The sequence below is a fragment of the Rubricella aquisinus genome, from assembly GCF_014199445.1.
Classification (GTDB): domain Bacteria; phylum Pseudomonadota; class Alphaproteobacteria; order Rhodobacterales; family Rhodobacteraceae; genus Rubricella; species Rubricella aquisinus.
The window spans coordinates 146663-168219 of the sequence record NZ_JACIJS010000004.1 but is presented as its reverse complement, the minus strand read 5'-3'; the positions used below and the strand labels follow the sequence as shown (position 1 = coordinate 168219).

General features: G+C 61.5%; 22 protein-coding genes. 12 read left to right on the top strand and 10 right to left on the bottom strand.

What is annotated here, in order from left to right:
* The first annotated feature begins 76 nt into the window (after positions 1 to 76).
* Complete coding sequence (locus FHS89_RS07580; RefSeq protein ID WP_184010189.1) at positions 77 to 1336, top strand: MFS transporter; 1260 nt, start codon at positions 77 to 79, stop codon at positions 1334 to 1336.
* A gap of 19 nt (positions 1337 to 1355) precedes the next feature.
* Here FHS89_RS07580 and FHS89_RS07575 read toward each other — a convergent pair whose 3' ends face one another.
* The 5 genes from FHS89_RS07575 to FHS89_RS07555 form a co-directional block, all read right to left on the bottom strand.
* The gene (locus FHS89_RS07575; protein ID WP_184010187.1) at positions 1356 to 2141 is read right to left on the bottom strand and encodes an FAD binding domain-containing protein; all 786 of its coding nucleotides are present in this window, start codon (positions 2139 to 2141) and stop codon (positions 1356 to 1358) included.
* Between the two features lie 79 nt (positions 2142 to 2220).
* Positions 2221 to 4596, bottom strand: coding sequence for a xanthine dehydrogenase family protein molybdopterin-binding subunit (locus FHS89_RS07570; protein WP_184010185.1), 2376 nt, complete (start codon positions 4594 to 4596; stop codon positions 2221 to 2223).
* A gap of 102 nt (positions 4597 to 4698) precedes the next feature.
* Positions 4699 to 5181 carry a (2Fe-2S)-binding protein gene (locus tag FHS89_RS07565; protein WP_184010183.1) on the bottom strand — a complete coding sequence of 161 codons (483 nt, stop codon included), beginning with the start codon at positions 5179 to 5181 and terminating at the stop codon, positions 4699 to 4701.
* Between the two features lie 230 nt (positions 5182 to 5411).
* The gene (locus tag FHS89_RS07560; protein WP_184010181.1) at positions 5412 to 5735 is read right to left on the bottom strand and encodes a TraR/DksA family transcriptional regulator; all 324 of its coding nucleotides are present in this window, start codon (positions 5733 to 5735) and stop codon (positions 5412 to 5414) included.
* A 67-nt stretch (positions 5736 to 5802) separates the two neighbouring features.
* Entirely contained in the window at positions 5803 to 6663 is an 861-nt protein-coding gene (locus FHS89_RS07555) for a 1-acyl-sn-glycerol-3-phosphate acyltransferase (protein WP_184010179.1), read from the bottom strand.
* Between the two features lie 145 nt (positions 6664 to 6808).
* Between FHS89_RS07555 and mce the strand changes: the two genes are divergently transcribed.
* Genes mce through FHS89_RS07540 form a run of 3 tightly spaced genes read left to right on the top strand, consistent with a single transcriptional unit; the run spans position 6809 to position 8361 of the window.
* Positions 6809 to 7213 carry a methylmalonyl-CoA epimerase gene (gene mce / locus FHS89_RS07550; RefSeq protein ID WP_184010177.1) on the top strand — a complete coding sequence of 135 codons (405 nt, stop codon included), beginning with the start codon at positions 6809 to 6811 and terminating at the stop codon, positions 7211 to 7213.
* A 39-nt stretch (positions 7214 to 7252) separates the two neighbouring features.
* A complete protein-coding gene (locus tag FHS89_RS07545; protein WP_184010175.1) occupies positions 7253 to 7522 on the top strand; it encodes a DUF1467 family protein in 270 nt (89 codons plus the stop codon).
* A complete protein-coding gene (locus FHS89_RS07540; RefSeq protein ID WP_184010173.1) occupies positions 7510 to 8361 on the top strand; it encodes an alpha/beta hydrolase in 852 nt (283 codons plus the stop codon). Before FHS89_RS07545 ends, FHS89_RS07540 begins: the two co-directional genes overlap by 13 nt.
* Here FHS89_RS07540 and FHS89_RS07535 read toward each other — a convergent pair.
* A complete protein-coding gene (locus FHS89_RS07535) occupies positions 8358 to 9968 on the bottom strand; it encodes an ABC transporter permease (RefSeq protein ID WP_184010611.1) in 1611 nt (536 codons plus the stop codon). The two genes, FHS89_RS07540 and FHS89_RS07535, sit on opposite strands and share 4 nt — an antisense overlap.
* Positions 9969 to 10181: 213 nt before the next feature.
* On the opposite strand from FHS89_RS07535, the gene FHS89_RS07530 reads away from it, so the two are divergent.
* Positions 10182 to 11813 (top strand): alpha-D-glucose phosphate-specific phosphoglucomutase, encoded by a 1632-nt coding sequence (locus FHS89_RS07530; protein WP_184010171.1) that lies wholly within the window; start codon positions 10182 to 10184, stop codon positions 11811 to 11813.
* A 4-nt stretch (positions 11814 to 11817) separates the two neighbouring features.
* Positions 11818 to 13770, top strand: coding sequence for an amylosucrase (locus FHS89_RS07525; RefSeq protein ID WP_184010169.1), 1953 nt, complete (start codon positions 11818 to 11820; stop codon positions 13768 to 13770).
* Here the strand turns inward: FHS89_RS07525 and FHS89_RS07520 are convergent.
* The 4 genes from FHS89_RS07520 to FHS89_RS07505 form a co-directional block, all read right to left on the bottom strand.
* The gene (locus FHS89_RS07520) at positions 13767 to 13934 is read right to left on the bottom strand and encodes a hypothetical protein (RefSeq protein WP_184010167.1); all 168 of its coding nucleotides are present in this window, start codon (positions 13932 to 13934) and stop codon (positions 13767 to 13769) included. The genes FHS89_RS07525 and FHS89_RS07520 overlap by 4 nt on opposite strands.
* Before the next feature lie 73 nt (positions 13935 to 14007).
* A complete protein-coding gene (locus tag FHS89_RS07515; RefSeq protein ID WP_184010165.1) occupies positions 14008 to 14202 on the bottom strand; it encodes a hypothetical protein in 195 nt (64 codons plus the stop codon).
* Between the two features lie 43 nt (positions 14203 to 14245).
* Positions 14246 to 14440, bottom strand: coding sequence for a hypothetical protein (locus FHS89_RS07510; RefSeq protein WP_184010165.1), 195 nt, complete (start codon positions 14438 to 14440; stop codon positions 14246 to 14248).
* A gap of 43 nt (positions 14441 to 14483) precedes the next feature.
* Positions 14484 to 14678: a hypothetical protein gene (locus FHS89_RS07505; RefSeq protein WP_184010163.1), complete on the bottom strand. Its 195-nt coding sequence runs from the start codon at positions 14676 to 14678 to the stop codon at positions 14484 to 14486.
* 551 nt (positions 14679 to 15229) lie between these two features.
* Here FHS89_RS07505 and FHS89_RS07500 point away from each other — a divergent pair.
* The 6 genes from FHS89_RS07500 to FHS89_RS07475 all read left to right on the top strand — a co-directional run bounded on the left by FHS89_RS07500 (position 15230) and on the right by FHS89_RS07475 (position 21525).
* Complete coding sequence (locus FHS89_RS07500) at positions 15230 to 16369, top strand: ABC transporter ATP-binding protein (RefSeq protein WP_184010161.1); 1140 nt, start codon at positions 15230 to 15232, stop codon at positions 16367 to 16369.
* A 78-nt stretch (positions 16370 to 16447) separates the two neighbouring features.
* A complete protein-coding gene (locus tag FHS89_RS07495; protein WP_184010159.1) occupies positions 16448 to 17530 on the top strand; it encodes an ABC transporter substrate-binding protein in 1083 nt (360 codons plus the stop codon).
* 71 nt (positions 17531 to 17601) lie between these two features.
* The gene (locus FHS89_RS07490; protein ID WP_184010157.1) at positions 17602 to 18909 is read left to right on the top strand and encodes an ABC transporter permease; all 1308 of its coding nucleotides are present in this window, start codon (positions 17602 to 17604) and stop codon (positions 18907 to 18909) included.
* A gap of 5 nt (positions 18910 to 18914) precedes the next feature.
* On the top strand, positions 18915 to 19826 hold the full coding sequence (locus FHS89_RS07485; RefSeq protein WP_184010155.1) for an ABC transporter permease: 912 nt from the start codon (positions 18915 to 18917) through the stop codon (positions 19824 to 19826).
* Between the two features lie 138 nt (positions 19827 to 19964).
* Positions 19965 to 21086, top strand: a complete 1122-nt coding sequence (locus tag FHS89_RS07480; RefSeq protein WP_184010153.1) for an Acg family FMN-binding oxidoreductase — start codon at positions 19965 to 19967, stop codon at positions 21084 to 21086.
* Positions 21087 to 21096: 10 nt separating this feature from the next.
* Complete coding sequence (locus FHS89_RS07475; RefSeq protein WP_246413661.1) at positions 21097 to 21525, top strand: MarR family winged helix-turn-helix transcriptional regulator; 429 nt, start codon at positions 21097 to 21099, stop codon at positions 21523 to 21525.
* The last annotated feature ends 32 nt before the right edge of the window (positions 21526 to 21557 follow it).

Sequence of the window (21557 nt, the reverse complement as noted above, 5' to 3'; positions counted from 1 at the left end):
AGTCAAAAGCCGCACATCCGATCTTTTCAGCCCATGGCAGGGCAACCCATGATTGCCAGAGCCACCCCCCTGCCCCATGATCGGGCACCACGCCACAGGAGCCAAGCCCATCGCCACCCCCGCCCAAACCGTCCGGCTGATCCCGTGGTATCGGTTTTGCCTGAGCCTGATGTTCTGGCAGGCAGCATGGTTTCTCTATTTCCAGAATGCGCTATCCGCGGCTGAAGCCATCCTGCTTTATGCCGTGTACGACATTGCCACCACGGTGCTGGAAGTGCCCTCGGGCTATCTGTCGGACAGGCTCGGCCGCAGGCGCACGCTGATCGCCGCCGCGACCGCACAGGCCATTGGCGCGGGCCTCTTGGCGATGGGGGGCGGATTTGCGGTGTTTGCCGCGGGTCAGATCATGCTGGGCACTGGCGCGGCTCTCCTGTCGGGAACAGACAGTTCCCTGCTCTATGAAAGTCTGGCGGAGGATGGACAGGCCGACATGATCGAAGCACAAGAGGTGCGCGCATGGCGGTTCAGCTTTGCCGGATTTGCCCTTTCGGCCATCACGGGCGGGGCCATGGCGCTCTATAGCGATGCGTTGCCATTTCTGGCGGGGGCTGGGGCGGCCGTATGCGCGATATGGATCGCAAGCCGGTTTCACGAGCCCGCCCATGCAAGGCCAAGCAGCGCGATCCCCCTAAAATCGCTCGGCATCGCGTTTCGCACGCCTGTCCTGACATGGTTGTTTGTGCTGAGCCTGCTGATGTATGGCTATAGCCATATCCCATTCGTGTTCGGGCAGCCCTTCATCCTTGAGGCGCTGGACAGCACGGGTTTTGCCGCCACGGCCCCTCTGGTCAGCGGGGCGGTCACCACGGTGATGATGCTCCTGTCGGTCGCGGCATCGGTGATTGCGGTGCGGTTGCGCGATGGCTGGGGGTTGAGCATGTTGCTGCTGATCGCCTTTGGCATGCAGATCGCGCTCGCCGGGGCATTGGCGCTGTCGAACAGTCTGATCGTGGTGGGCCTCTTGTTCCTGCGGATGGTGCCGGATGCGCTGTCGCGCCCCTTCATCCTTGCCCGGATTCAGCCGATGCTGAGCGATGACAGCCGCGCGACCTATCTGTCATTGCAGAGCCTTGCGGGGCGGGTGCTGTTTGCCGGTTCGCTTATCCTTGCCTCGGGCGTGGCATCGGATGCGGGGCAAATGGCCTATGCCGATTTGCAGGTGGTGCTGGGGGGATATGCGCTGTTCGGGCTGCTCTGCCTGATCGGGCTGGCGCTGGCCGCGCGCCATGTGCCGCTGAACGTGAAAACGGCCCCCAGCACGGAGGGCCGTTCCTAAAAGCATCAGGCAAGCGCGATCAGGCGGCAGCAGCCACCGCGCGCTTGGTCATCACGCCGATCAGATGCGCGCGATATTCCGGCGTGCCGTGCAGATCACCGATCATGCCATCGGCATCAACGCTCAGCCCCGCAATCGCATCAGCGGAGAAATTGGCCGAAAGTGCTTCTTCCGCTGCGGTCCAGCGGAACACACCCTCCTCCGACGCTCCGGTCACGGCCACGCGCACGCCATCGGCGTATTTCGCGACCATCACACCGACAAGCGCGAAGCGCGAGGCGGGCTGCACGAACTTCTGGTAGTTGGACTTTTCCGGGATCGGGAATTTCACGTTGATGATGATCTCCCCTTCCTCCAGCGCGGTGGTGAACAGACCCTGAAAATAGTCATCCGCTGCGATCTCGCGCGTATTCGTCACGATGGTCGCGCCGGAGGCCAGTGCCGCGCAGGGATAGCAGGCAGACGGATCGTTATTGGCAAGGCTGCCACCGATCGTGCCACGATTGCGCACCGCAGGATCCCCGATATGCGCGGCCATCGCGGCAAGGCCGGGATAGTCGCCCGCTTCTGCCGCCACGGTCGCGTGGGTGGTCGCACCGCCAATAGCAAGGCTGTCGCCATCGCGGCACACGCCCTTCATCTCCGCAATGCCCGTGAGGCTCACGAGCGTGCCGGGCATAGCCAGCCGCTGCTTCATCGTGGGGATCAGGGTCTGCCCGCCGCCCAGCGCCTGCGCGTCCTCATCGGCCAAAGCCGCGACCGCATCCGCGATGCTCGTCGGTTTGGTGAACTCGAAATTATACATCATTTCCTCCCATCAAGTGCCCTTGGGGCATCGGAGTTGTCATCCTTGTGGCCCCCCGCCGCAACGGGGGGCCGAACCCTCAACCATTCATCGCGGACCAGACGCGGGACGGCGTGACGGGCATGTCGATATGCGCCACGTCATGTCCACCGCGATTGAGCGCGTCAATCACCGCATTCACCAGCGCCGGCGGAGAGCCAATCGCCCCCGCCTCCCCGCAGCCCTTCACCCCAAGTGGGTTATGGGTGCAGGGCGTGGCACAGGAATGATCCACCGTGATCATCGGCACGTCATCGGCACGCGGCATCGCGTAATCCATATAAGAGCCGCTCATCAACTGGCCGTTTTCGTCATAGGTCGTGTTCTCGATCATTGCCTGACCGATCCCTTGCACCACACCGCCATGAACCTGACCCTCAACGATCATCGGGTTCATCACGTTGCCGAAATCATCGGCGCAGGTAAAGGCAACCACCTCAACCACGCCCGTATCGGGATCCACCTCCACTTCACACAGGTATGCGCCTGCCGGATAGGTGAAGTTGTTGGGATCGTAGAACGCGGTCTCCTCCAGCCCCGGTTCGACCTCCTCCAGCGGGTAGTTGTGCGGGACATAGGCGGCAAAGGCGATCTCGCCAAAGGCTTTCGCCTTGTCGGTGCCTTCAACCTTGAAGCTGCCATCCTCAAACACGATATCGCCCTCGGATGCTTCGAGCATATGAGCTGCGATCTTCTTGCCCTTGGCGATGATCTTATCCATCGCGCGATCCATGGCGGAGCCGCAGACAGCGAGCGAGCGGGAGCCATAGGAGCCCATCCCGAACGGAATTTTCGACGTGTCGCCATGGACGATATCCACGGCCCCCTCATCAATGCCGAGCTTATCTGCAACGATCTGGGCGAACACCGTTTCATGCCCCTGCCCGTGGGAATGCGCCCCCACCATGACAGAGATGGAGCCGGTCGCGTTCACCCGCACCGTCGCCGCATCATAAAGCCCGACGCGGGAGCCAAGCTGACCCACCAGATGCGACGGGGCGATGCCGCACGCCTCGATCCATGTGGACAGACCCATGCCGCGCAGCTTGCCACGCGATTTGCTTTCTGCCGCGCGCGCCTCGAACCCGGCGTAATCGGCAAGCTCCAGCGCCTTGTCGAGCGTCGCCTGATAGTTCCCGGTGTCATACACCAGCGCCACTGGCGTCGTGTAGGGGAATTGATCAGGGGTCAGCAGGTTCTTGCGCCGCACCTCCACAGGGTCAAGTTTCAACTCCCGGGCCATCTTATCGACGGCCCGCTCGATGCTGTAGGTCGCCTCGGGCCGACCGGCCCCGCGATAGGCATCCACGGGCGCGGTGTTGGTGAACACGGCCTTCAGGTTCACATAGACATGCGGCACCTTGTAGGGACCAGCCATCAGCGTGCCATGCAGGAAGGTCGGCGTCGCGGTCGAGAAGTTGGACAGATACGCGCCGACATTCGCCAGCGTGTTGGTGCGAATGGCAAGGATTTCCCCGTCCAGCGTCGCGCCGACCTCAATGGTGGTGACGTGATCGCGACCATGGGCGTCGGAGAGGAAGCTCTCGGATCGTTCGGCGGTCCAGCGCACCGGGCGGCGCAGCTTTTTCGCGGCAACGAGCACAAGCGCCTCTTCGCCGTAGTGATAGATCTTGGAGCCGAAACCACCGCCCACATCGGGGGCCACCACGGTCATTTTATGCTCAGGAATGCCCAGCACGAAGGCACAGACCAGGAGTTTCGTCAGGTGCGGGTTCTGGCTGGTCGTCGTCAGTTTATAGCTGTCATCAGAGGAATAGTACTCCCCGATGGACGAACGCGGCTCCATCGCGTTGGGCACGAGCCGGTTGTTCACTAACTCAAGCGTGGTGACATGGGGTGCGTCCTTAAGCGCCTGATCGACCGCATCGCGATTGTCCTCGATCCAACCCCAGTCAAAGCAGAGGTTATCGGGGATCTCATCATGCACGCGGTTGTCCGCGTTGGCGACGGCGGCTGCCATGTTGACGACCGCTGGAAGCTCCTCAATCTCTGTCGCGGCAGCGAGCGCTTCGGCCGCGTCGCGGCCCTGCTGCACCGTCTCTGCGATGATGGCGGCATAGGCGTCACCGACATGGCGGACCTTGCCATGCGCCAGAACGGGGCGCTTTGGCTCCCGCATTGGCTCCCCATCGCGCGAATGGATCAACCAGCCTGCGGGGTTGCCGCCCACCTCGACGAAATCCTCACCGGTGAACACGGCCAGAACGCCGGGCATGTTCTCTACTGCGGAGGTGTCGATGGATAGGATTTTCCCGTGCGCGACGTTGGAGCGGACCATGACGGCATGGGCCTCACCTTGCATGGAATGGTCATCTGTGTAATTGCCGTTGCCGGTCAGAAAGCGCACGTCTTCGCGCCGCTTGCTGCTGGCTCCGATGCCTGAATCTTTTGGCATGTTTCATCTCCCTAGATTGGTCATGGGCGGCGCTCATCTGATGCGAGGCTCTGCCCGGCCGCATGGGGGAGGAATGCCCCCCAGCGACAGATCACGCGCGCCTTATTCGGCAGCGACGGCGGTCAATTGGCCGCTGGCGGCCTGAATGGCCTTGATGATGTTGTGATACCCGGTGCAGCGGCAGATGTTGCCTTCGAGATATTCGCGGATTTCCGCCTCGGTCGGTTTCGGGTTGTCCTTCAAAAGCGCCGCGGCGGACATCACCATGCCCGGTGTGCAGAAACCGCATTGCAGCCCGTGGTGATCCTGAAACGCCTGCTGGATCGTGCCAAGCGAGCCATCGGCATTCGCCATGCCCTCGATCGTGCGCACATCCGCGCCATCCGCGTCGGCGGCAAACATCGTGCAGGCTTTCACCGCTTCGCCGTTCACATGCACCACGCATGCGCCGCATTGGCTGGTGTCGCAGCCCACATGGGTGCCGGTCAGGCGCAAATCCTCACGCAGAAACTGGACCAGAAGGGTGCGGCCCTCCACCTCGCCCGAGGCGGGTTTGCCGTTCACCGTCATGGAAATGGATGTCATTCAATCCTCCCCTAATCTTCAAGAAATGGCTGGGATGCAGGATGCAACGCCAGCACGAATCCGGGCCCTTTCGGACCTCTTGGGGAGGAGTGTCACGGTTAAACCCGGCCCTGCCAAGTGATTTTCACCTGACTAAAACGGTAGGAATTGGCATCGCGTTGCCATGGCCGCGGCCCCGCCCGATGCGCATCGCGCGGGGGATATTTGCGCAAAACTGAATTCGGTCTGGTTTAATGCGCGGCAGCACAGGTGCGGCAAAACGGGGTGAAGGGCAGCACATCAAGCCGTTCGGCGCTGATCACCTCCCCGCATGTGGTGCAATAGCCATATTGGCCCGTCGCGATCCGGTCCAGAGCGGCATCGATCATGCGCAATTCCGCCTGCGCTGAGGTTCCAAGGCGTTCGAGCACCTCATCCCCCTCAATTTCCGTGGCGCGGTCTTCGCTATCCTGGCTATGGGGCGCGTCAAGCTCATGCTCGATCTCGGTCATTTTGGCGATGAGATTGGCACGGAGTTTTTGCAACTCTGCGCGGCGGGCTTCGGATACGGTCATGGCCTTTCCTCCTGATCTGGTCCGACAGAAGGGAACCACGGCAGCGGCCAGCCCGCCTTGATTTGGCTCAAGACCGGGCGGGGGCGAAGGTTTTGAGCGGGGACTGTCCGGCACTGCCCGCGCGCTCGCCCCCAAGCCTTTCCACCTGTTGGAAAAGCCGCGCGGTGGCGTCGCGCGCATCCGCAGGCAAATGGCGACCGTCAATCGCCGACCCGGCGCGCAGGCGGAAAGGCTGCCGCCCTTTGTTGAGCACCTCATGGAACAGGGTGATGTCGCGCAAACTGGGATGGAGCCAGTCGAAAAGGTAGAACAGCACCGAATTGCGCGCCGTGATCCGCAGGGGCACCACAGGCACATCCATCTTGCGCGCCATCATAGCGGCGGAGGTCATCCAGTCCCGCTCATGAAGCCGCAACCCCCGCCGCTTCGCGAGCCGCCCGGAGGGGAAGATGACGCCCGCGCGCCCCGCACCAAAGGCCCGCTTCGCATAAAGGAGCGTTTCACGGTTCGACGCATGGCTGCGCCGGTCCGCGCGCCATTCCACGGGGGCGATGATCCGGTCCATCTGCGGCAGAAGCCTCAGCACGTCCCGGTTGGCAAAGAAAAACAGATCGGGCCGCTTTTGCCGCAGGATCGCCCATAAGATGATCCCATCCGCGATGCCCGTGGGATGATTGGCAAGGATCATCACCGGGCCGTCCTTCGGAAGCCTATCAAGCCCTTCCAAATCGACCCGATGCGCGATCAGCCCCGCCATACGGTCCATGATCTGCTCGGGCGGAAGCGGGGCCAAAGCCTCCGCAATCGCGACCGTGCGGTCATAGGATAACAGCCGGAACAAAAGCGCGCGCAAAGGGCGCATCCACGCGGCGGGATGGAACAGCCACGGCGCGCGCTCCCGGATCAGATCGTCAAGTTCATCACGCATGGCGCAACCTCCCTCGCTTATCCGCTTCTGATACTTACCCGATACGACGCTTTCATGTCAGCCCCCGCGACCTTGACGCGCGTTGAATGGTCCGCCGAAGCGGAGTAGCCCATGGGCAAAGAGATGCCAGCCAAAGGAGATTTCCATGATCGGTCGCCTCAACCATGTAGCCATTGCCGTGCCTGATCTGGAGGCCGCCTCCGCGCAATATCGCGACACACTCGGCGCCAAGGTGGGCGCGCCACAGGATGAGCCGGATCACGGGGTCACGGTCGTGTTCATCGAATTGCCCAACACCAAGATCGAGTTGCTCTACCCGCTGGGAGAGAACAGCCCGATCCAAGGCTTTTTGGACAAGAACCCGTCAGGCGGCATCCATCATATTTGCTACGAGGTGGAGGATATTCTGGCCGCGCGCGACCAGCTTCAGGCGTCGGGCGCGCGGGTGCTGGGGACCGGGGAGCCGAAGATCGGCGCGCATGGCAAGCCCGTGCTGTTCCTCCATCCCAAGGATTTTACCGGCACATTGGTGGAACTTGAGCAGGTTTGACGTATCTCCCTTGAGAGGACGGATTAAAGGAACGAATGAATGACCATCACCGGCGCAATCGTGATGTATGCGGTTATCTGGTTCATGACCCTCTTGGTCATCTTTCCCATCGGCTATCGCAGTCAGGAAGACGCGGGAGAGGTGGAGCCGGGCACGCCCGCATCCGCCCCCGCAGGCCCCATGGTCGGGCGTAAGATCAAGCAGGCCACGATCTGGTCCACCCTCTTTTGGGCGGTGATCTGCGGCATCATCATGTCGGGCTGGATCAGCATCGACGATATCGACTGGACCAAGCAATGGCGCGAGTGATCGCAGCCCTTCTGATCCTGACCCTATCGGGCTGCGCCAGCGTTGGCTCAAGCCTTTTGAACGCGGTGTCAGGCGACGACACCGTGACGGAGCGGGCCGATATCTCCTATGGCCCCGCGCCGCGCATGGCCTATGACCTCTACACCCCCGATGACCCGACCGGGCCGATCCTGATCTATGTGCATGGCGGCTCATGGGATGAGGGGGACAAGGGGATTTACCGCTTCCTCGGCACCGGGTTTGCGGGCGATGGGCTGGAGGTCGCGATCCCCAATTACCGATTGTCGCCGGAGGTGGTGTTTCCCGCCTTTGTCGAGGATATCGCGCTGGCTGTTCGCGAAATCCGGGACGATCTGGGCCCGGATCGACCGCTGTTTCTGATGGGGCATTCGGCAGGCGCGCAGATTGCCAGCCTGATTGCCTATGATCCACGGTATCTGGCCGAAGTCGGGCTTGATCAATGCGTGATCGCGGGCTTCATCGGTGTGTCCGGCCCCTATGATTTCCTGCCGATCATCAATCCGCGATACAAGCGCGTGTTCCCCGAGGACACCCGGCCCGAAAGTCAGGCGATCAACTTTGCCGATGGGCCAAAGCCGCCCTCCCTTTTACTCCACGGGACGGCTGATGTGATCGTGCATGAGGAGGACAGCATCCTCATGGCGCAGGCGCTGAGCGATGCGGGCAATCTGGTCGAGTTGAAACGGTACGAGGGCAACGGCCATATCGACATCATTTCGGCCACGTCGGACCTGTTGCGCGACGATGCCCCGACCCATGGAGATGTGATGGCCTTTATCTCGGCTTACCGGTCCGCCGCGCCGCGCCCGGGCTGTTAGGACGACACGCCGGGTGATGCGTCAGGCACCACGCCCGGCACCGCCCGCGCGGTGCTGCGCCCGATAGAGCGGCAAACAAGGATCACCGGCAACAGGCCAAAGGCCACGATGACGAGGCTTGGCACCGCCGCCTCCGCCAGCCGCTCATCACTGGCAAGCCTGTGCGCCTGTACCGCGAGCGTGTCATAGTTGAAGGGCCGCATGATCAGCGTCGCGGGCAATTCCTTCATCACATCGACGAACACGATCAGCATCGCCGTGAGGACAGAGCCGCGAATGACCGGCAGATGCACGCTGCCCAGCACTTGCCCCGGGCTGCGACCCAAGGTCCGCGCCACCGCGTCGATATTGCGCGGCACGGTCTCCATCCCGCTGTCATAAGCGCTGAGGGCAGCGGCCATGAACCGCGCCATATAGGCCATGATGAGAAGCCAGATGGATCCGGTAAACAACAGGCCCGTGCGGATGCCGAACATCTCCCGCATCCAGGCGTCAAGCGCGTTGTCGAACAGCGCGAAAGGCACCATGAGGCCAATGGCGATCACCCCGCCGGGCACCGCATAGCCAAGGCTTGCCGCCATCACCAATCCGCGTGAGCGTCGACCGGGCATCAGGCGCGCGCGAAATCCGATCAGGATCGCACCCGCGACCGTGACGACGGAAGCAATCGCCGCCAGCGTCAGCGAATTGGTCATGAACGCGATATAGCGGCGGGAGGTCAGGCTTTGCTCCGCATCAAGGGACATGACGCCCAGCGCGATCACAGGGATCACGAAGCCAAACAGAACCGGGGCGGCGCAAAACGCTGCGGCAAGCCAGCCTTTCGCCCCGTCAAGCCGGGTGCGGGCCAGCCCGTCAAACCGCGCGCCGCGCCCAGCGGTGCGCCCGTCCCCCCGCTGATACCGCTCCAGCGCGGCAAGCAGCAGCGCGAAACTCAGGAGGCACAGCGCCAATTGCGCGGCCGCCGCGCGATCTCCCATCGAAAACCACGCCTGATAGATGCCGGTTGAGAAGGTTTGCACGTTGAAATAGGCGACTGTGCCGTAATCCGCGATCGTCTCCATCACCGCGAGCAACACGCCCGCCGCAATCGCCGGCCGCGCCATGGGAAGGGAGACACGCCAGAACGCGCCAAACGGCCCGGTCCCAAGAGTGCGCGCGGCCAGATACGCATTCGAGCTTTGCTGCCGGAACGCCGCGCGCGCCAGCAGATAAACATATGGATAAAGCACAAAGATCAGCATCGCCGCCGCCCCGCCAAGCGACCGGATTTCGGGGAACCAATAATCGCGCGGTCCCCATTCCATCACCTCCCGCAAGGTTGTCTGCACGATGCCCGGATGATCCAGAAGGTCGGTATAGGCATAGGCGAGCACATAGGCCGGAAAGGCGAGCGGAAGGGCGAGCAGCACCTCCAGCACCCGCGCGCCGGGGAAGCGGTAAACGGTCACGAGCCACGCCGCCCCCGTGCCAATCGCCGCCGTACCGATGCTCACCAGCAGCACCAGCGTCAGGGTCGCGGTGATGTAGCGCGGCAGCACCGTATCGGCGAGGCCGCGCCATGTCTCCAGATCGCCAGACACAGCCGCAATCGCGGCGGCGATCATCGGCGCCACACACAGCCCCGCGACGATCCATGCCCCTTTTGTGAGTGCGCTGCTCACCTGCCGTTCCGCCCGAATGAGTGATCCTTTCTGTCGGGCTTAACGGGGGATGGAACGGGTAGCAAGGCCAGCGGTTATCCTCTTGCACGCCGCACCGGGCGTGATACCCATATGCTCAAACCGGTTTGAGCCGGACGCACCTTGAGGGAGGTCACGATGAACATGCTGAACGTAGACACCAAACCGATTGACGGTCAAAAGCCGGGCACCTCGGGCCTGCGCAAACGGACAGCGGAGTTCAGCGTGCCGGGCTATCTGGAAAACTATGTGCAATCCACGTTTGACGCGCTGGGCGGGGTGCTCGGCAATACGCTCGTCGTTGGCGGTGATGGGCGGTTTTTCAACGCCGAAGCCATTGGCACGATCCTGCGCATGGCGGCGGCCAATGGCGTGGCGCGGGTGATCGTCGGGCAAGGTGGCATCCTGTCCACGCCTGCCGCCTCCAACATGATCCGCCAGCGTAAGGCCGATGGCGGGTTGATCCTGTCGGCCAGCCACAACCCGGGCGGCAAGAACGGGGATTTCGGCCTGAAATACAACATCTCGAACGGTGGCCCCGCGCCGGAGGCGATCACCGCGAAAATCCATGAGATGACGACCAAACTCACCCGCTATCTGATTGCGGAGGAGGATGCGCCCTCCATCGACACGCTCGGGGAAACCCGGTTCGGCGATATGGTGGTCGAAATTGTGGATCCGGTCACCGATTACGCGACCCTGATGGAGGATCTGTTCGATTTCGATGCGATCCGCGATCTGTTCGCCAGCGGCTTCACCATGAAATTCGACGCGATGCACGCGGTCACTGGCCCTTACGCGACGGAAATACTGGAACGGCGGCTCGGCGCGCCCGCGGGGACGGTGATGAACGGTGTGCCATCGGTGGATTTTGGCGGCGGGCATCCTGATCCGAACCCGGTCTGGGCCAAGCCGCTGGTCGATCTGGTGATGTCCGACGCGGGCCCCGATTTCGCCGCTGCCTCCGACGGGGATGGGGATCGCAATATGATCCTTGGCCGGGGCCTTTATGTCACGCCATCTGACAGCCTTGCGGTGTTGGCCGCGAACGCCCATCTGGCCCCCGGTTATGCGCGCGGGATCGCAGGGGTCGCCCGCTCCATGCCGACCTCGCGCGCGGCGGACCGTGTCGCGGCAAAGCTGGGCGTGAACGCGTTTGAGACGCCGACGGGCTGGAAATTCTTTGGCACGCTTCTGGATGCGGGTCATGCCACTATTTGTGGTGAGGAAAGCGCCGGCACCGGCTCCGACCATGTGCGCGAAAAAGATGGGCTATGGGCCGTGCTTTTGTGGCTCAACATCCTTGCCAAGCGGCGCGAGAGCGTGGCCGAGGTGATGGCACAGCACTGGGCCGAGTATGGCCGGGACTATTATTCGCGCCATGACTATGAGGAAGTGGACAAGGCCGCCGCTGAGGCGATGATCGACGCGCTGCGCGGGCGGCTGGATGGGCTGGCAGGTACCGCCGCCGGGCCGCTCTCGGTCGAGAGGGCGGATGACTTTGCCTATACCGATCCGGTGGATGGCAGCACCTCCGCGCATCAGGGCATCCGGCTGTTTTTCGAAGGCGGCGCGCGCGCTGTGATGCGCCTGTCCGGCACGGGCACTGTGGGGGCAACGCTGCGCGTCTATCTGGAACGGTTCGAGGCCCCCGATGGCGATCACAGCCTTGACGCGCAAGAGGCGCTCGCCCCGGTCATCGCGGCGGTTGAGGCCGTGGCCGGGATCAAGGATGCAACCGGGCGTGATGCCCCCGATGTGCGGACCTGACCACATGGCGCGATCAAAGGCCGTCACCACGACCGAACCCACCCCGTCGCGCGCGGCGGCCCGCCCCTTGCCCAAGCGCACACCAACCCGGCTCACCCCCGGCGAGCAGCGCATTTTCGAGTTGCGCTTTGACCGCTCCCGCGCCGATCTGTTTGGCCCGCTCGATCACCTTTACGGTCATTTGCCGGGCTATGAGCGCTTCGCCAGCCAGCTTGTGCAGATGCTGCGCCGCAATTGGCGCGAACGCCCGAAAGACCTCAAAGACCTCGATCTGCGCCGCGATCTGGAGCCGGACTGGTTCCTGCGCGAAACCATGGTCGGCTATGTGTTCTATATCGACCGCTTTGCCGGAACGCTGGCCGATCTGCCCGCCAAGCTCGATTATCTGGAGGAGTTGGGCGTCACCTATGTGCACCTGATGCCCTGCCTCAAGCCGCGCGACGGCGACAATGATGGCGGCTATTCGGTGCAGAATTACCGGGAAATTGATCCCCGTCTTGGCACTATGGCGGAGTTTGAGGCGATCTGCGCCGCGTTTCGCGCGCGCGGTATTTCGCCCTGTATCGACATGGTGCTCAATCACACCGCGAAAGAGCATGATTGGGCCATGCGCGCCCGCGCCGGGTCCGAACAGCACCGGGCCTATTACCGCATGTATGAAACGGATGAGACGCCCCGCGAATATGAGAAAACCCTGCTGGAGATTTTCCCCAATCAGGCGCCCGGTAATTTCACCTATTACGCGGATATGGACCGCTGGGTCTGGACCACATTCAATGAGCATCAGTGGGATCTGAATTGGGAGAACCCCCAAATCTTTATCGAGATCCTCGACGTGATGCTCTATCTCGCAAACAAGGGCGCGGAGGTGCTGCGGCTGGATGCCGTGGCCTTCATGTGGAAACGGCTGGGCACCCAGTGTCAGAACCTGCCTGAAGTGCACCATATCCTTCAGGCGCTGCGCGCGGCCTGCCGGATTGCCGCGCCCGCCGTGATCCATAAGGCAGAGGCGATTGTGGCGCCTGATCAGCTTCTCCCCTATCTCGGGGTTGGGGAGCATACGGGCAAGGTTGCCAATCTGGCCTATCACAACTCCCTGATGGTGCAGTTCTGGTCAGCCTTGGCCGCGCGCGACACCGGGCTGATGACCCATGTCCTGCGCACCCATTTCCCGACCGTGCATCGCAACGCGACATGGGGCACGTATCTGCGCTGCCATGACGATATCGGCTGGGCGATCACGGATGAGGATGCGGGCCAGCTTGGCTTTTCGGGCTTTGGCCACCGGCAGTTTCTGGCAGATTTCTATGAGGGCGTGTTTCCGGGCAGTTTCGCACGGGGCGGGCGGTTTCAGTATAACCCGGTCACGCAGGACCGGCGCACCAATGGCACCATGGCATCGCTGTGCGGGCTGGAAACAGCCCTTGAAGCGGGCAATGACGCGTGGGTCGGGGATGCGATTGCGCGCATCCTGATGGGCCATGCCCTGATCGCGAGCTTTGGCGGGGTGCCGTTGCTCTATATGGGGGACGAGCTTGCCCTGCTGAACGACCATGACTGGGCCGCGCATAGCCGGGGCGAGGATGACAGCCGCTGGATGCACCGCCCATTGATGGATTGGGACCGCGCCGCAGAGCGCCATGATCCTGCCACCCCGACAGGGCGGGTTTATGCAGGGGTCAAGGCGCTGCTTGCGGCGAGGAAGGCGACGCCGGAACTGCATGGCGATGTGCCGCGTGACATTCTGGACGTCCCGCACGCATCGGTATTTGCATTCCGGCGCGTGGCGGCTGCCCGAACGCTGGTCGCCGTATTCAACTTCTCCGAACAGCATATCGCGCTCGACCGGGGATGGTTGAGCGCGCATGGCGTCGTGGATTTTGAAGATCGTCTGTCAGGTCGCGCCATTCAGGGCGCCGTCACCTTGGCCCCCTATCAGGCCATGTGGCTGGTTTAATAATTCGGCCCGTAAGGCCCGATTGCCATGGCCCGAACCACGAAATCACTCAGCCCGTGGATGCTCACATCCGGGGCGAAGGTCATTGCGGCATATACAGTATCAGACGCCACTGCCGGGCTGGCCAGCGCCAGAAAAGCAGCGATGTAGAGAAGCGGTTTCATCCGTCTATCCTTTGGAAAAAAAGGGGTGAGGTGCCGATGTGTGGGATGACATCGGCACCTATCCCGGTCGTCATCAGTTGGTCACGCGGGACCATTCGTCGTTCTCAAGGAACGCTTTGTAGCCTGCGATTTCCTGAACGCTCAGGCCCTGTGCTTCAGCGGGCGTCAGGCCAGCGGAGGCTGCAAGCTGCGCGGTGTTGGCGAATGCGCCACCGGCTGCGACGGTCAGGACGGATGCGGCGAGGATGGTTTTCAGTGTCTTGGTCATTTTCATATTCCTTCTAAGGTCGGTTTCAGTCTGGGGAAGGGGATCAGTTGGTCACGCGGGACCATTCGTCGTTCTCGAGGAACGCTTTGTAGCCTGCGATTTCCTGCACGCTCAGGCCCTGTGCTTCGGCGGGCGTCAGGCCAGCGGAGGCTGCAAGCTGCGCGGTGTTGGCGAATGCGCCACCGGCTGCGACGGTCAGGACGGATGCTGCGAGGATGGTTTTCAGTGTCTTGGTCATTTTCATATTCCTTCTAAGGTCGGTTTCAGTCTGGGGAAGGGGATCAGTTGGTCACGCGGGACCATTCGTCGTTCTCGAGGAACGCTTTGTAGCCTGCGATTTCCTGAACGCTCAGGCCCTGTGCTTCGGCGGGCGTCAGGCCAGCGGAGGCTGCAAGCTGCGCGGTGTTGGCGAATGCGCCACCGGCTGCGACGGTCAGGACGGATGCGGCGAGGATGGTTTTCAGTGCGTTGGTCATGTGTAGTCTCCTTTGTTTGGTGAGGCGTTTTGTTCGTCGCCTCGTTGCGATGATGGACAGATGTGGAGGCCATCCGCATTCGTGTACCCCAGTTTTTCAGACGCATTTTTTCGCAAACAGAAACAAACGCTTACGCGCCGCCTTGCGTGAGAAAATCGCGCGTTTTCGTGAAAATGACGTGGCGTCACGAGGGTTGAAATAGGATTTCAATTCATAATGAACCGTTCAGTTCATCACGGCGCTGTGACGAAAAAAATACCGACTTTTGTCTCAACGAAATTTGAGTGATCCAACTCTTGACGGATTTGGGCCGCATCGTGGAATCGCATTGCTCAAAATGGAACCATAGGCCGCAAACCCGCCCCCTGCCCGGCTGCATTTGCGCGATGTCGCTCTGCGCGACAGGCCACCTGGCCAGTCATTTGGACCAAAACGCCCAATTTTGGCTCAAAACCGACCGCAGAATGGGAAAAATCAGTCTTATGCGCCGGGACGCGCGTCCATTCTTGCACTTGTGGAAATTCTACTGTTACGTTTCGGATCAGGACGCCATGCGAAGACACATTTGCAGGCAAAACAGGGAAATCTGGAGAGTGCGTGTGACAGTGACGCCGCAGGACGAGGCATTCGTCAGTTTTGATCGTGTGCAAAAAAGCTATGACGGCGAAACGCTCGTCGTTAAAGATCTCAACCTCCATATCGGCAAAGGCGAGTTTCTCACGATGCTTGGCCCGTCGGGATCGGGCAAGACGACCTGCCTGATGATGCTCGCGGGATTTGAGACCGCGACCCATGGGGAGATTACGCTGGACGGGCGCCCGATCAACAACATCCCCCCGCATAAGCGCGGCATTGGTATGGTGTTCCAGAATTACGCGCTGTTCCCGCATATGAGCGTGGCCGAAAACCTCGCCTTCCCTTTGGAAGTGCGCGGCATGGGAAAGACGGAGCGTGACGCCGCCGTCGCGCGCGCGCTTGATATGGTGCAGATGGGGGAGTTCGGCGGGCGCCGCCCCGCGCAACTGTCCGGTGGTCAGCAGCAGCGGATCGCGCTGGCCCGCGCGCTGGTGTTCGAGCCGGAGCTGGTTTTGATGGACGAGCCGCTGGGCGCGCTCGACAAACAACTGCGCGAGCATATGCAGTATGAGATCAAGCACCTGCATGAGCGGCTCGGGATCACGGTCGTCTATGTGACCCACGACCAGTCCGAGGCGCTGACCATGTCAGACCGGGTCGCGGTGTTCGATGATGGCCGCATCCAGCAGCTTGCGACCCCGCAGGCGCTCTATGAAGAGCCGGAGAACGCTTTTGTTGCCCAGTTCATCGGTGAGAATAACAAACTCATGGCCGAAGTGACCGCGATCGACGGCGACACGGTGCATGTGAAGTTTGACGACGGGGAAACGGGAACGGCACTTGCCGTGGCCAATACCGGCGTCGGAACCCGCACGCTTCTGTCTATCCGGCCAGAGCGTGTGACATTGAACCCAACCAACGGGGCCAACGCGGTCGCCGCGGAGGTTCTGGAGTTGATTTACCACGGCGACCATATTCGGTGCCGGATGCGCGTGCATGGGAATGACGAGTTTATCGTCAAAGTGCCCAATGCAGGCGGCCAAGGCCCGCTTGAAGAAGGTCAAAAGCTGACCATCGGCTGGGCGACACGAGATTGCCGCGCGCTCGACGCGTGAGCAGTGATACCCCGCGCGCATGAGGTCCCGCGTGCGGGGGCACATAAAGACGGACCAAGACCAACCAGGAGAGACCAAATGAAAACCAAGTTTTATCTTGCCACGACCGCGATGGTCACCGGCCTGATGGCTGCAAGCGTCGCTTCCGCTCAGGAAGTGACCGTGATGTCTTGGGGCGGTGCATACACCAAGTCCCAGGTTGAGGCCTATCACAAGCCGTTCACCGCGATGACCGGCATTTCCGTTAATTCCGTGGATGCCAGCAACCCGGCAACCCCGATCAAGGCGCAGGTTGAGGCCGGCAACGTGACCGTTGATGTCGCAGACGTCGAGTTCTCCGATGCGATCCGCCTGTGCGACGAAGGTCTGCTTGTCGAGCTGGATCATTCCATGCTGCCCGCAGCCCCCGACGGCACGCCTGCCGCCGATGACTTCATCGAAGGCGCGCTTCAGGATTGCGCCGTGGCCAACATCGTTTGGTCCACCGTTTTCGCGTATAACACCGAGACCAACGCGAACGCGCCCGACAGCATCGACGATTTCTTCAACCTTGCGGATTTCCCGGGCAACCGTGGTCTGCGCAAGAACGCGAAAGCCAACCTTGAGATGGCTCTGATGGCAGACGGCGTTCCGGCATCCGAAGTCTATGACCTCCTGGAAACGGATGAAGGTGTGGATCGCGCCTTCGCGAAGCTCGACACCATCAAGGACAGCGTTGTGTGGTGGGAGTCCGGTGCACAGCCGCCGCAGCTTCTCGCGGATGGCGAAGTGGTGATGTCCACCGCGTATAACGGCCGTATCTTCAACGCAGCCGTTGGCGAAGGCCAGCCGTTCGAAATCGTCTGGGACGGTCAGGTCATGGATTTCGATCTGTTCGTGATCCCGCAGGGCGCACCGAACATGGAAGAAGCCAAGAAGTTCATCGCCTTTGCGACGGACACGCAGCGCCTTGCCGATCAGGCAAGCTGGATCTCCTACGGTCCGGCGCGGAAATCCTCTGGTGAGCTTGTCGGTCTTTATTCCGACGGCGTGACCCAGATGGGCCCGCACATGCCGACCGCGGCTGCGAACCTTGAGAACGCCCTCGTCAACAACTTCGAGTTCTGGGCCGACCGGGACACCGAGTTGAACGAGCGTTTCAACGCTTGGCTTGCTCAGTAAGCACGGCTTTCGCCGGGCGCGGCCCTGTGCTGCGCCCGGCACCCCCCTTTTGATAGGATCGAGGATTTGGCATGGTGGATATGACCGCTGATACGGATCAGAACGACGCTGGTGAATTGCGCACCGCCGATGGCCAGCCGCTCAAGTCATCCCTTGCCCGCGCCCAGCGCCGCGCCCGCACCCGCGCAGCGATTTTGGTCGCCCCGCTATTGCTGTTTGTGTTGATCACCTTCGTCGTGCCCATTGGGCAGATGCTGTTCCGGTCGATCCACAATGACGGCTTTACGATGCACACCAGCATTTCAGACGGTGTGAAAACGCCGATCATGGTGAACCTGCGCGACTGGTTCGATGACAACCCGCGCGGAACCGAACCCGATGAAGCCGCCTATGAGGCGCTCGTGATGGATTTGCGGCTCTTGCGCGAATTGCGCGCGCCCGGTCAGGTCGGCACCCGGATCAATTATGAGCATTCCGGCTCCCGCTCCCTTTTCACCAAGACCGCGCGCCGCGCGGACCGGCTGGAAGCCCCATTCAAGGAAGCCGTGCTCGATGTGGATGAGGACTGGGCCGAGCCTGAATTATGGAGCGCAATGCGCACCGCCTCCAATCCCTATACGCTGAGTTTTTACCTCGCGGCGGTCGATATGACGACCACGCCGGAGGGGGATATCGTGTCAGTGGATGAAAACCGGCAAATCTACATCAACCTCTTTATCCGCACCCTTTGGCTGTCGGCGCTGATTACGGGCCTGTGTTTCCTCCTTGGCTTTCCGGTGGCGCATCTCTTGGCGATCCTGCCGATGCGAACATCGAACCTGCTGATGATCCTCGTTCTGTTGCCGTTCTGGACATCGCTCTTGGTGCGGACGACCAGTTGGATGGTGCTGTTGCAAAGTCAGGGTGTGGTCAATGACGTGATGGTCGCGATGGGCATCATCGGGGACGATGGGCGCATCCAGATGATGTATAACCAGATCGGCACGATTGTCGCGATGACGCATATCCTTTTGCCCTTCATGATCCTGCCGATGTATTCGGTGATGCGGACCATTCCGCCAAGCTATGCCCGCGCGGCACGGTCCCTTGGCGCGACAAGCTGGACGACCTTCCGCCGGATTTATTTCCCGCAGACCATTCCAGGGATTGCGGCAGGCTCAATGCTCGTGTTCATCCTTGCGGTGGGCTACTACATCACGCCCGCGCTTGTAGGTGGATCGGACGGGCAGTTGATCTCCAACCTGATCGCCTTCCACATGCAGAACTCGCTCAATTGGTCGCTCGCGGCGGCATTGGCGGCCCTCTTGCTGTTCGGGGTTCTCATCCTCTACTGGCTTTATGACCGGCTGGTGGGCATCGACAACATGAAGCTGGGGTAACGGACATGGCACTCGCAACATACGCCTCACCCACAGAGAAAGCGTGGTATTACGCCTATCGCGTGATTTGTGCGCTGATCTTCGTTTTCCTGATTTCTCCGATCCTGATCGTGATGCCGCTGTCGTTCAACGCGGAGCCATACTTCACCTTCACGCGGGAGATGCTGACGCTTGATCCGGCAGGGTATTCGACGCGCTGGTATGATCTGCTTCTGACCTTCGGCATGGAGGCCCCTGACGGCCCGCGCGATGGGTCATGGTGGGCCGATGCCTGGGCGAATGCGGCGTGGATCAACGCCGCCAAAAACTCGGTCATCATCGGATTTTTCTCTACCATTCTGGCAACCGTGCTGGGCACTGTCGCGGCACTTGGCTTGTCACGGCCTGAAATGCCGTTCCGCCGGATCATCATGGCGATCCTGATCTCCCCCATGATCGTGCCGCTGATCATCACGGCGACTGGTCTGTTTTTCTTCTATTCATGGAGCGGGCTGGCGAATTCCTATGTGGGCGTTGTGTTCGCGCACGCGACACTGGGCATTCCCTTCGTGATCATCACGGTGACGGCGACGCTGATCGGGTTTGACCATTCGCTGACACGGGCGGCGGCGAACCTTGGTGCATCGCCGACGACGACATTCTTCAAGATCACGATGCCGCTCATTCTGCCGGGTGTGATTTCAGGCGCGCTGTTCGCGTTTGTCACGTCATTCGATGAAGTCGTCGTGGTTCTGTTCATCGCGGCCCATGACCAGCAGACCATTCCGCGCCAGATGTGGAACGGCATCCGAGAGCAGATCAGCCCCGCGATCCTGTCGGTGGCGACGATCCTCGTGATCATCTCCATCTGCCTGCTGACCACGGTGGAGATTTTGCGCCGCCGGTCGGAAAAGCTGCGCGGCCTGTCGCCCACCTGATCCCCGCCTCAAAGGGCAGAGTTACCTCAACCGCCGCGCAGAATTGTGCGGCGGTTTTGCTTTTTGAGGATGTCCATTGACATAGTACGATTTCGCACAATATATATGATACGAAATCGTACTATATGGAGTTTCCCAATGCCTGTCTCACGTCGATCCTTCCTGTCCGTCCTTGGGGGCGGTGTTATCCTTGCTGCTGGAGGGGGCGCGCTTTTTGCCACGACCCGCACCCCGACAAAGGCGCTCGCCCCGTGGGCGGAGGCCGGGCAATATGCTGATGCGCGCACATTCGCGCTGTCCCATGCGATCCTCGCGCCCAATCCGCATAACCTGCAGCCATGGATGGTGTCGCTGGATGGCGCGGATCAGGTGACGCTTTACCGCGATCCGACCCGTGCCCTGCCCCATACTGATCCCTATGACCGGCAGATCACCATTGGCCTTGGCTGTTTTCTGGAACAGATGCGGATCGCCGCGACCGCGCGGGGTATCCGCACCGAGACGAATTTGGTGCTGGAAGGCGACGTGGTCGCGCGTGTCACCTTCTATGACGAGGGGATTGCCACCGACCCGCTTTTTGCTGCGATCCCACATCGCCGCACCACAAAAGAGCCGTTCGACATGGCCCAGCCCGTCGCGGCGGCGGATATCCCGCGCCTGAACCCCGACATCGCGGGCATCCGTTTCGATGGCACGGCGGACAGCGCGAAAGTGGCCGAATTGCGCGATATCGCGTGGCAAGCATGGCTGATCGAGTATGAAACCCCGCACACCTTGCAGGAGTCCATCGACGTCATGCGCCTTGGCAAGGCTGAGATTGAGGCGAACCCCGATGGCATCGACCTTGGCGGTCCGTTCCTTGAGGGGTTGATGGTGGCGGGGATGCTGACCCGCGACGACCTTGGCACCCCCGGCACCCAATCCTATCAGGCGGGCTATGACATCTATCAGCCCCTGTTCACGGCAACGCCCGCTTTTGTCTGGATCACCAGTCCGGGCAATAGCCGCACAGATCAGATCGCGGCGGGGGCGGCATGGTTGCGCCTGAACCTTGGCACCACGGCGGCTGGCATGGCGCTGCATCCGGTCAGTCAGGCCTTGCAGGAATACCCGGAGATGACCGCGCAATATGACCGCATCCACGGGCTGCTTGCACGGGACGGAGAAACGGTTCAGATGCTGGGGCGGCTCGGTTATGCTGCGCCTGTCCCGCAAACCCCGCGCTGGAGCCTTGATGCCAAACTCCGATCCTCCGTCTGACACGCGCCTGATGTTTGAGCTGTTCAATGAGATTGGCATCATTGAGCAGCTCTCCCGCACGGCGTTTGAGGCCGTGATGACTGACGGCATGACGCTGCCGCAATTCAGCGTCCTTAACCATCTGGTGCGCGTGGGCGATGGGCGCACGCCGCTGGCCATTGCGCGCGCGTTTCAGGTGCCCAAGACGAGCATGTCCCACACGCTGGCCAAACTCGACCAAGCGGACCTGATCGAGATGCGGCCAAACCCCGAGGATGGCCGGGGAAAACTGGTGTTCATCACCGCAAAAGGGCGCGCGGCGCGTGAGTCGGCCATTCACGCCCTCGCCCCAGAGATTGCGCAAATCCTGCCGGTTTTTACGGTGCAGGAGGCCGCAGCCCTCCTTCCCGGCTTGCGTAAGCTGCGGGAGTTTCTGGATAAAGCGCGCGATCCGCTCTAATTTCGCAAAATCAAACTGGTGCGAAAGCGCAA

Excerpts from the sequence above, each read along its gene's own strand:
- FHS89_RS07580 (WP_184010189.1), top strand. The coding sequence starts at position 77 with ATGATCGGGCACCACGCCACAGGAGCCAAGCCCATCGCCACCCCCGCC.
- FHS89_RS07575 (WP_184010187.1), bottom strand. The coding sequence starts at position 2,141 with ATGTATAATTTCGAGTTCACCAAACCGACGAGCATCGCGGATGCGGTC.
- FHS89_RS07570 (WP_184010185.1), bottom strand. The coding sequence starts at position 4,596 with ATGCCAAAAGATTCAGGCATCGGAGCCAGCAGCAAGCGGCGCGAAGAC.
- FHS89_RS07565 (WP_184010183.1), bottom strand. The coding sequence starts at position 5,181 with ATGACATCCATTTCCATGACGGTGAACGGCAAACCCGCCTCGGGCGAG.
- FHS89_RS07560 (WP_184010181.1), bottom strand. The coding sequence starts at position 5,735 with ATGACCGTATCCGAAGCCCGCCGCGCAGAGTTGCAAAAACTCCGTGCC.
- FHS89_RS07555 (WP_184010179.1), bottom strand. The coding sequence starts at position 6,663 with ATGCGTGATGAACTTGACGATCTGATCCGGGAGCGCGCGCCGTGGCTG.
- mce (WP_184010177.1), top strand. The coding sequence starts at position 6,809 with ATGATCGGTCGCCTCAACCATGTAGCCATTGCCGTGCCTGATCTGGAG.
- FHS89_RS07545 (WP_184010175.1), top strand. The coding sequence starts at position 7,253 with ATGACCATCACCGGCGCAATCGTGATGTATGCGGTTATCTGGTTCATG.
- FHS89_RS07540 (WP_184010173.1), top strand. The coding sequence starts at position 7,510 with ATGGCGCGAGTGATCGCAGCCCTTCTGATCCTGACCCTATCGGGCTGC.
- FHS89_RS07535 (WP_184010611.1), bottom strand. The coding sequence starts at position 9,968 with ATGATCGCCGCCGCGATTGCGGCTGTGTCTGGCGATCTGGAGACATGG.
- FHS89_RS07530 (WP_184010171.1), top strand. The coding sequence starts at position 10,182 with ATGAACATGCTGAACGTAGACACCAAACCGATTGACGGTCAAAAGCCG.
- FHS89_RS07525 (WP_184010169.1), top strand. The coding sequence starts at position 11,818 with ATGGCGCGATCAAAGGCCGTCACCACGACCGAACCCACCCCGTCGCGC.
- FHS89_RS07520 (WP_184010167.1), bottom strand. The coding sequence starts at position 13,934 with ATGAAACCGCTTCTCTACATCGCTGCTTTTCTGGCGCTGGCCAGCCCG.
- FHS89_RS07515 (WP_184010165.1), bottom strand. The coding sequence starts at position 14,202 with ATGACCAAGACACTGAAAACCATCCTCGCCGCATCCGTCCTGACCGTC.
- FHS89_RS07510 (WP_184010165.1), bottom strand. The coding sequence starts at position 14,440 with ATGACCAAGACACTGAAAACCATCCTCGCAGCATCCGTCCTGACCGTC.
- FHS89_RS07505 (WP_184010163.1), bottom strand. The coding sequence starts at position 14,678 with ATGACCAACGCACTGAAAACCATCCTCGCCGCATCCGTCCTGACCGTC.
- FHS89_RS07500 (WP_184010161.1), top strand. The coding sequence starts at position 15,230 with ATGCGAAGACACATTTGCAGGCAAAACAGGGAAATCTGGAGAGTGCGT.
- FHS89_RS07495 (WP_184010159.1), top strand. The coding sequence starts at position 16,448 with ATGAAAACCAAGTTTTATCTTGCCACGACCGCGATGGTCACCGGCCTG.
- FHS89_RS07490 (WP_184010157.1), top strand. The coding sequence starts at position 17,602 with ATGGTGGATATGACCGCTGATACGGATCAGAACGACGCTGGTGAATTG.
- FHS89_RS07485 (WP_184010155.1), top strand. The coding sequence starts at position 18,915 with ATGGCACTCGCAACATACGCCTCACCCACAGAGAAAGCGTGGTATTAC.
- FHS89_RS07480 (WP_184010153.1), top strand. The coding sequence starts at position 19,965 with ATGCCTGTCTCACGTCGATCCTTCCTGTCCGTCCTTGGGGGCGGTGTT.
- FHS89_RS07475 (WP_246413661.1), top strand. The coding sequence starts at position 21,097 with ATGTTTGAGCTGTTCAATGAGATTGGCATCATTGAGCAGCTCTCCCGC.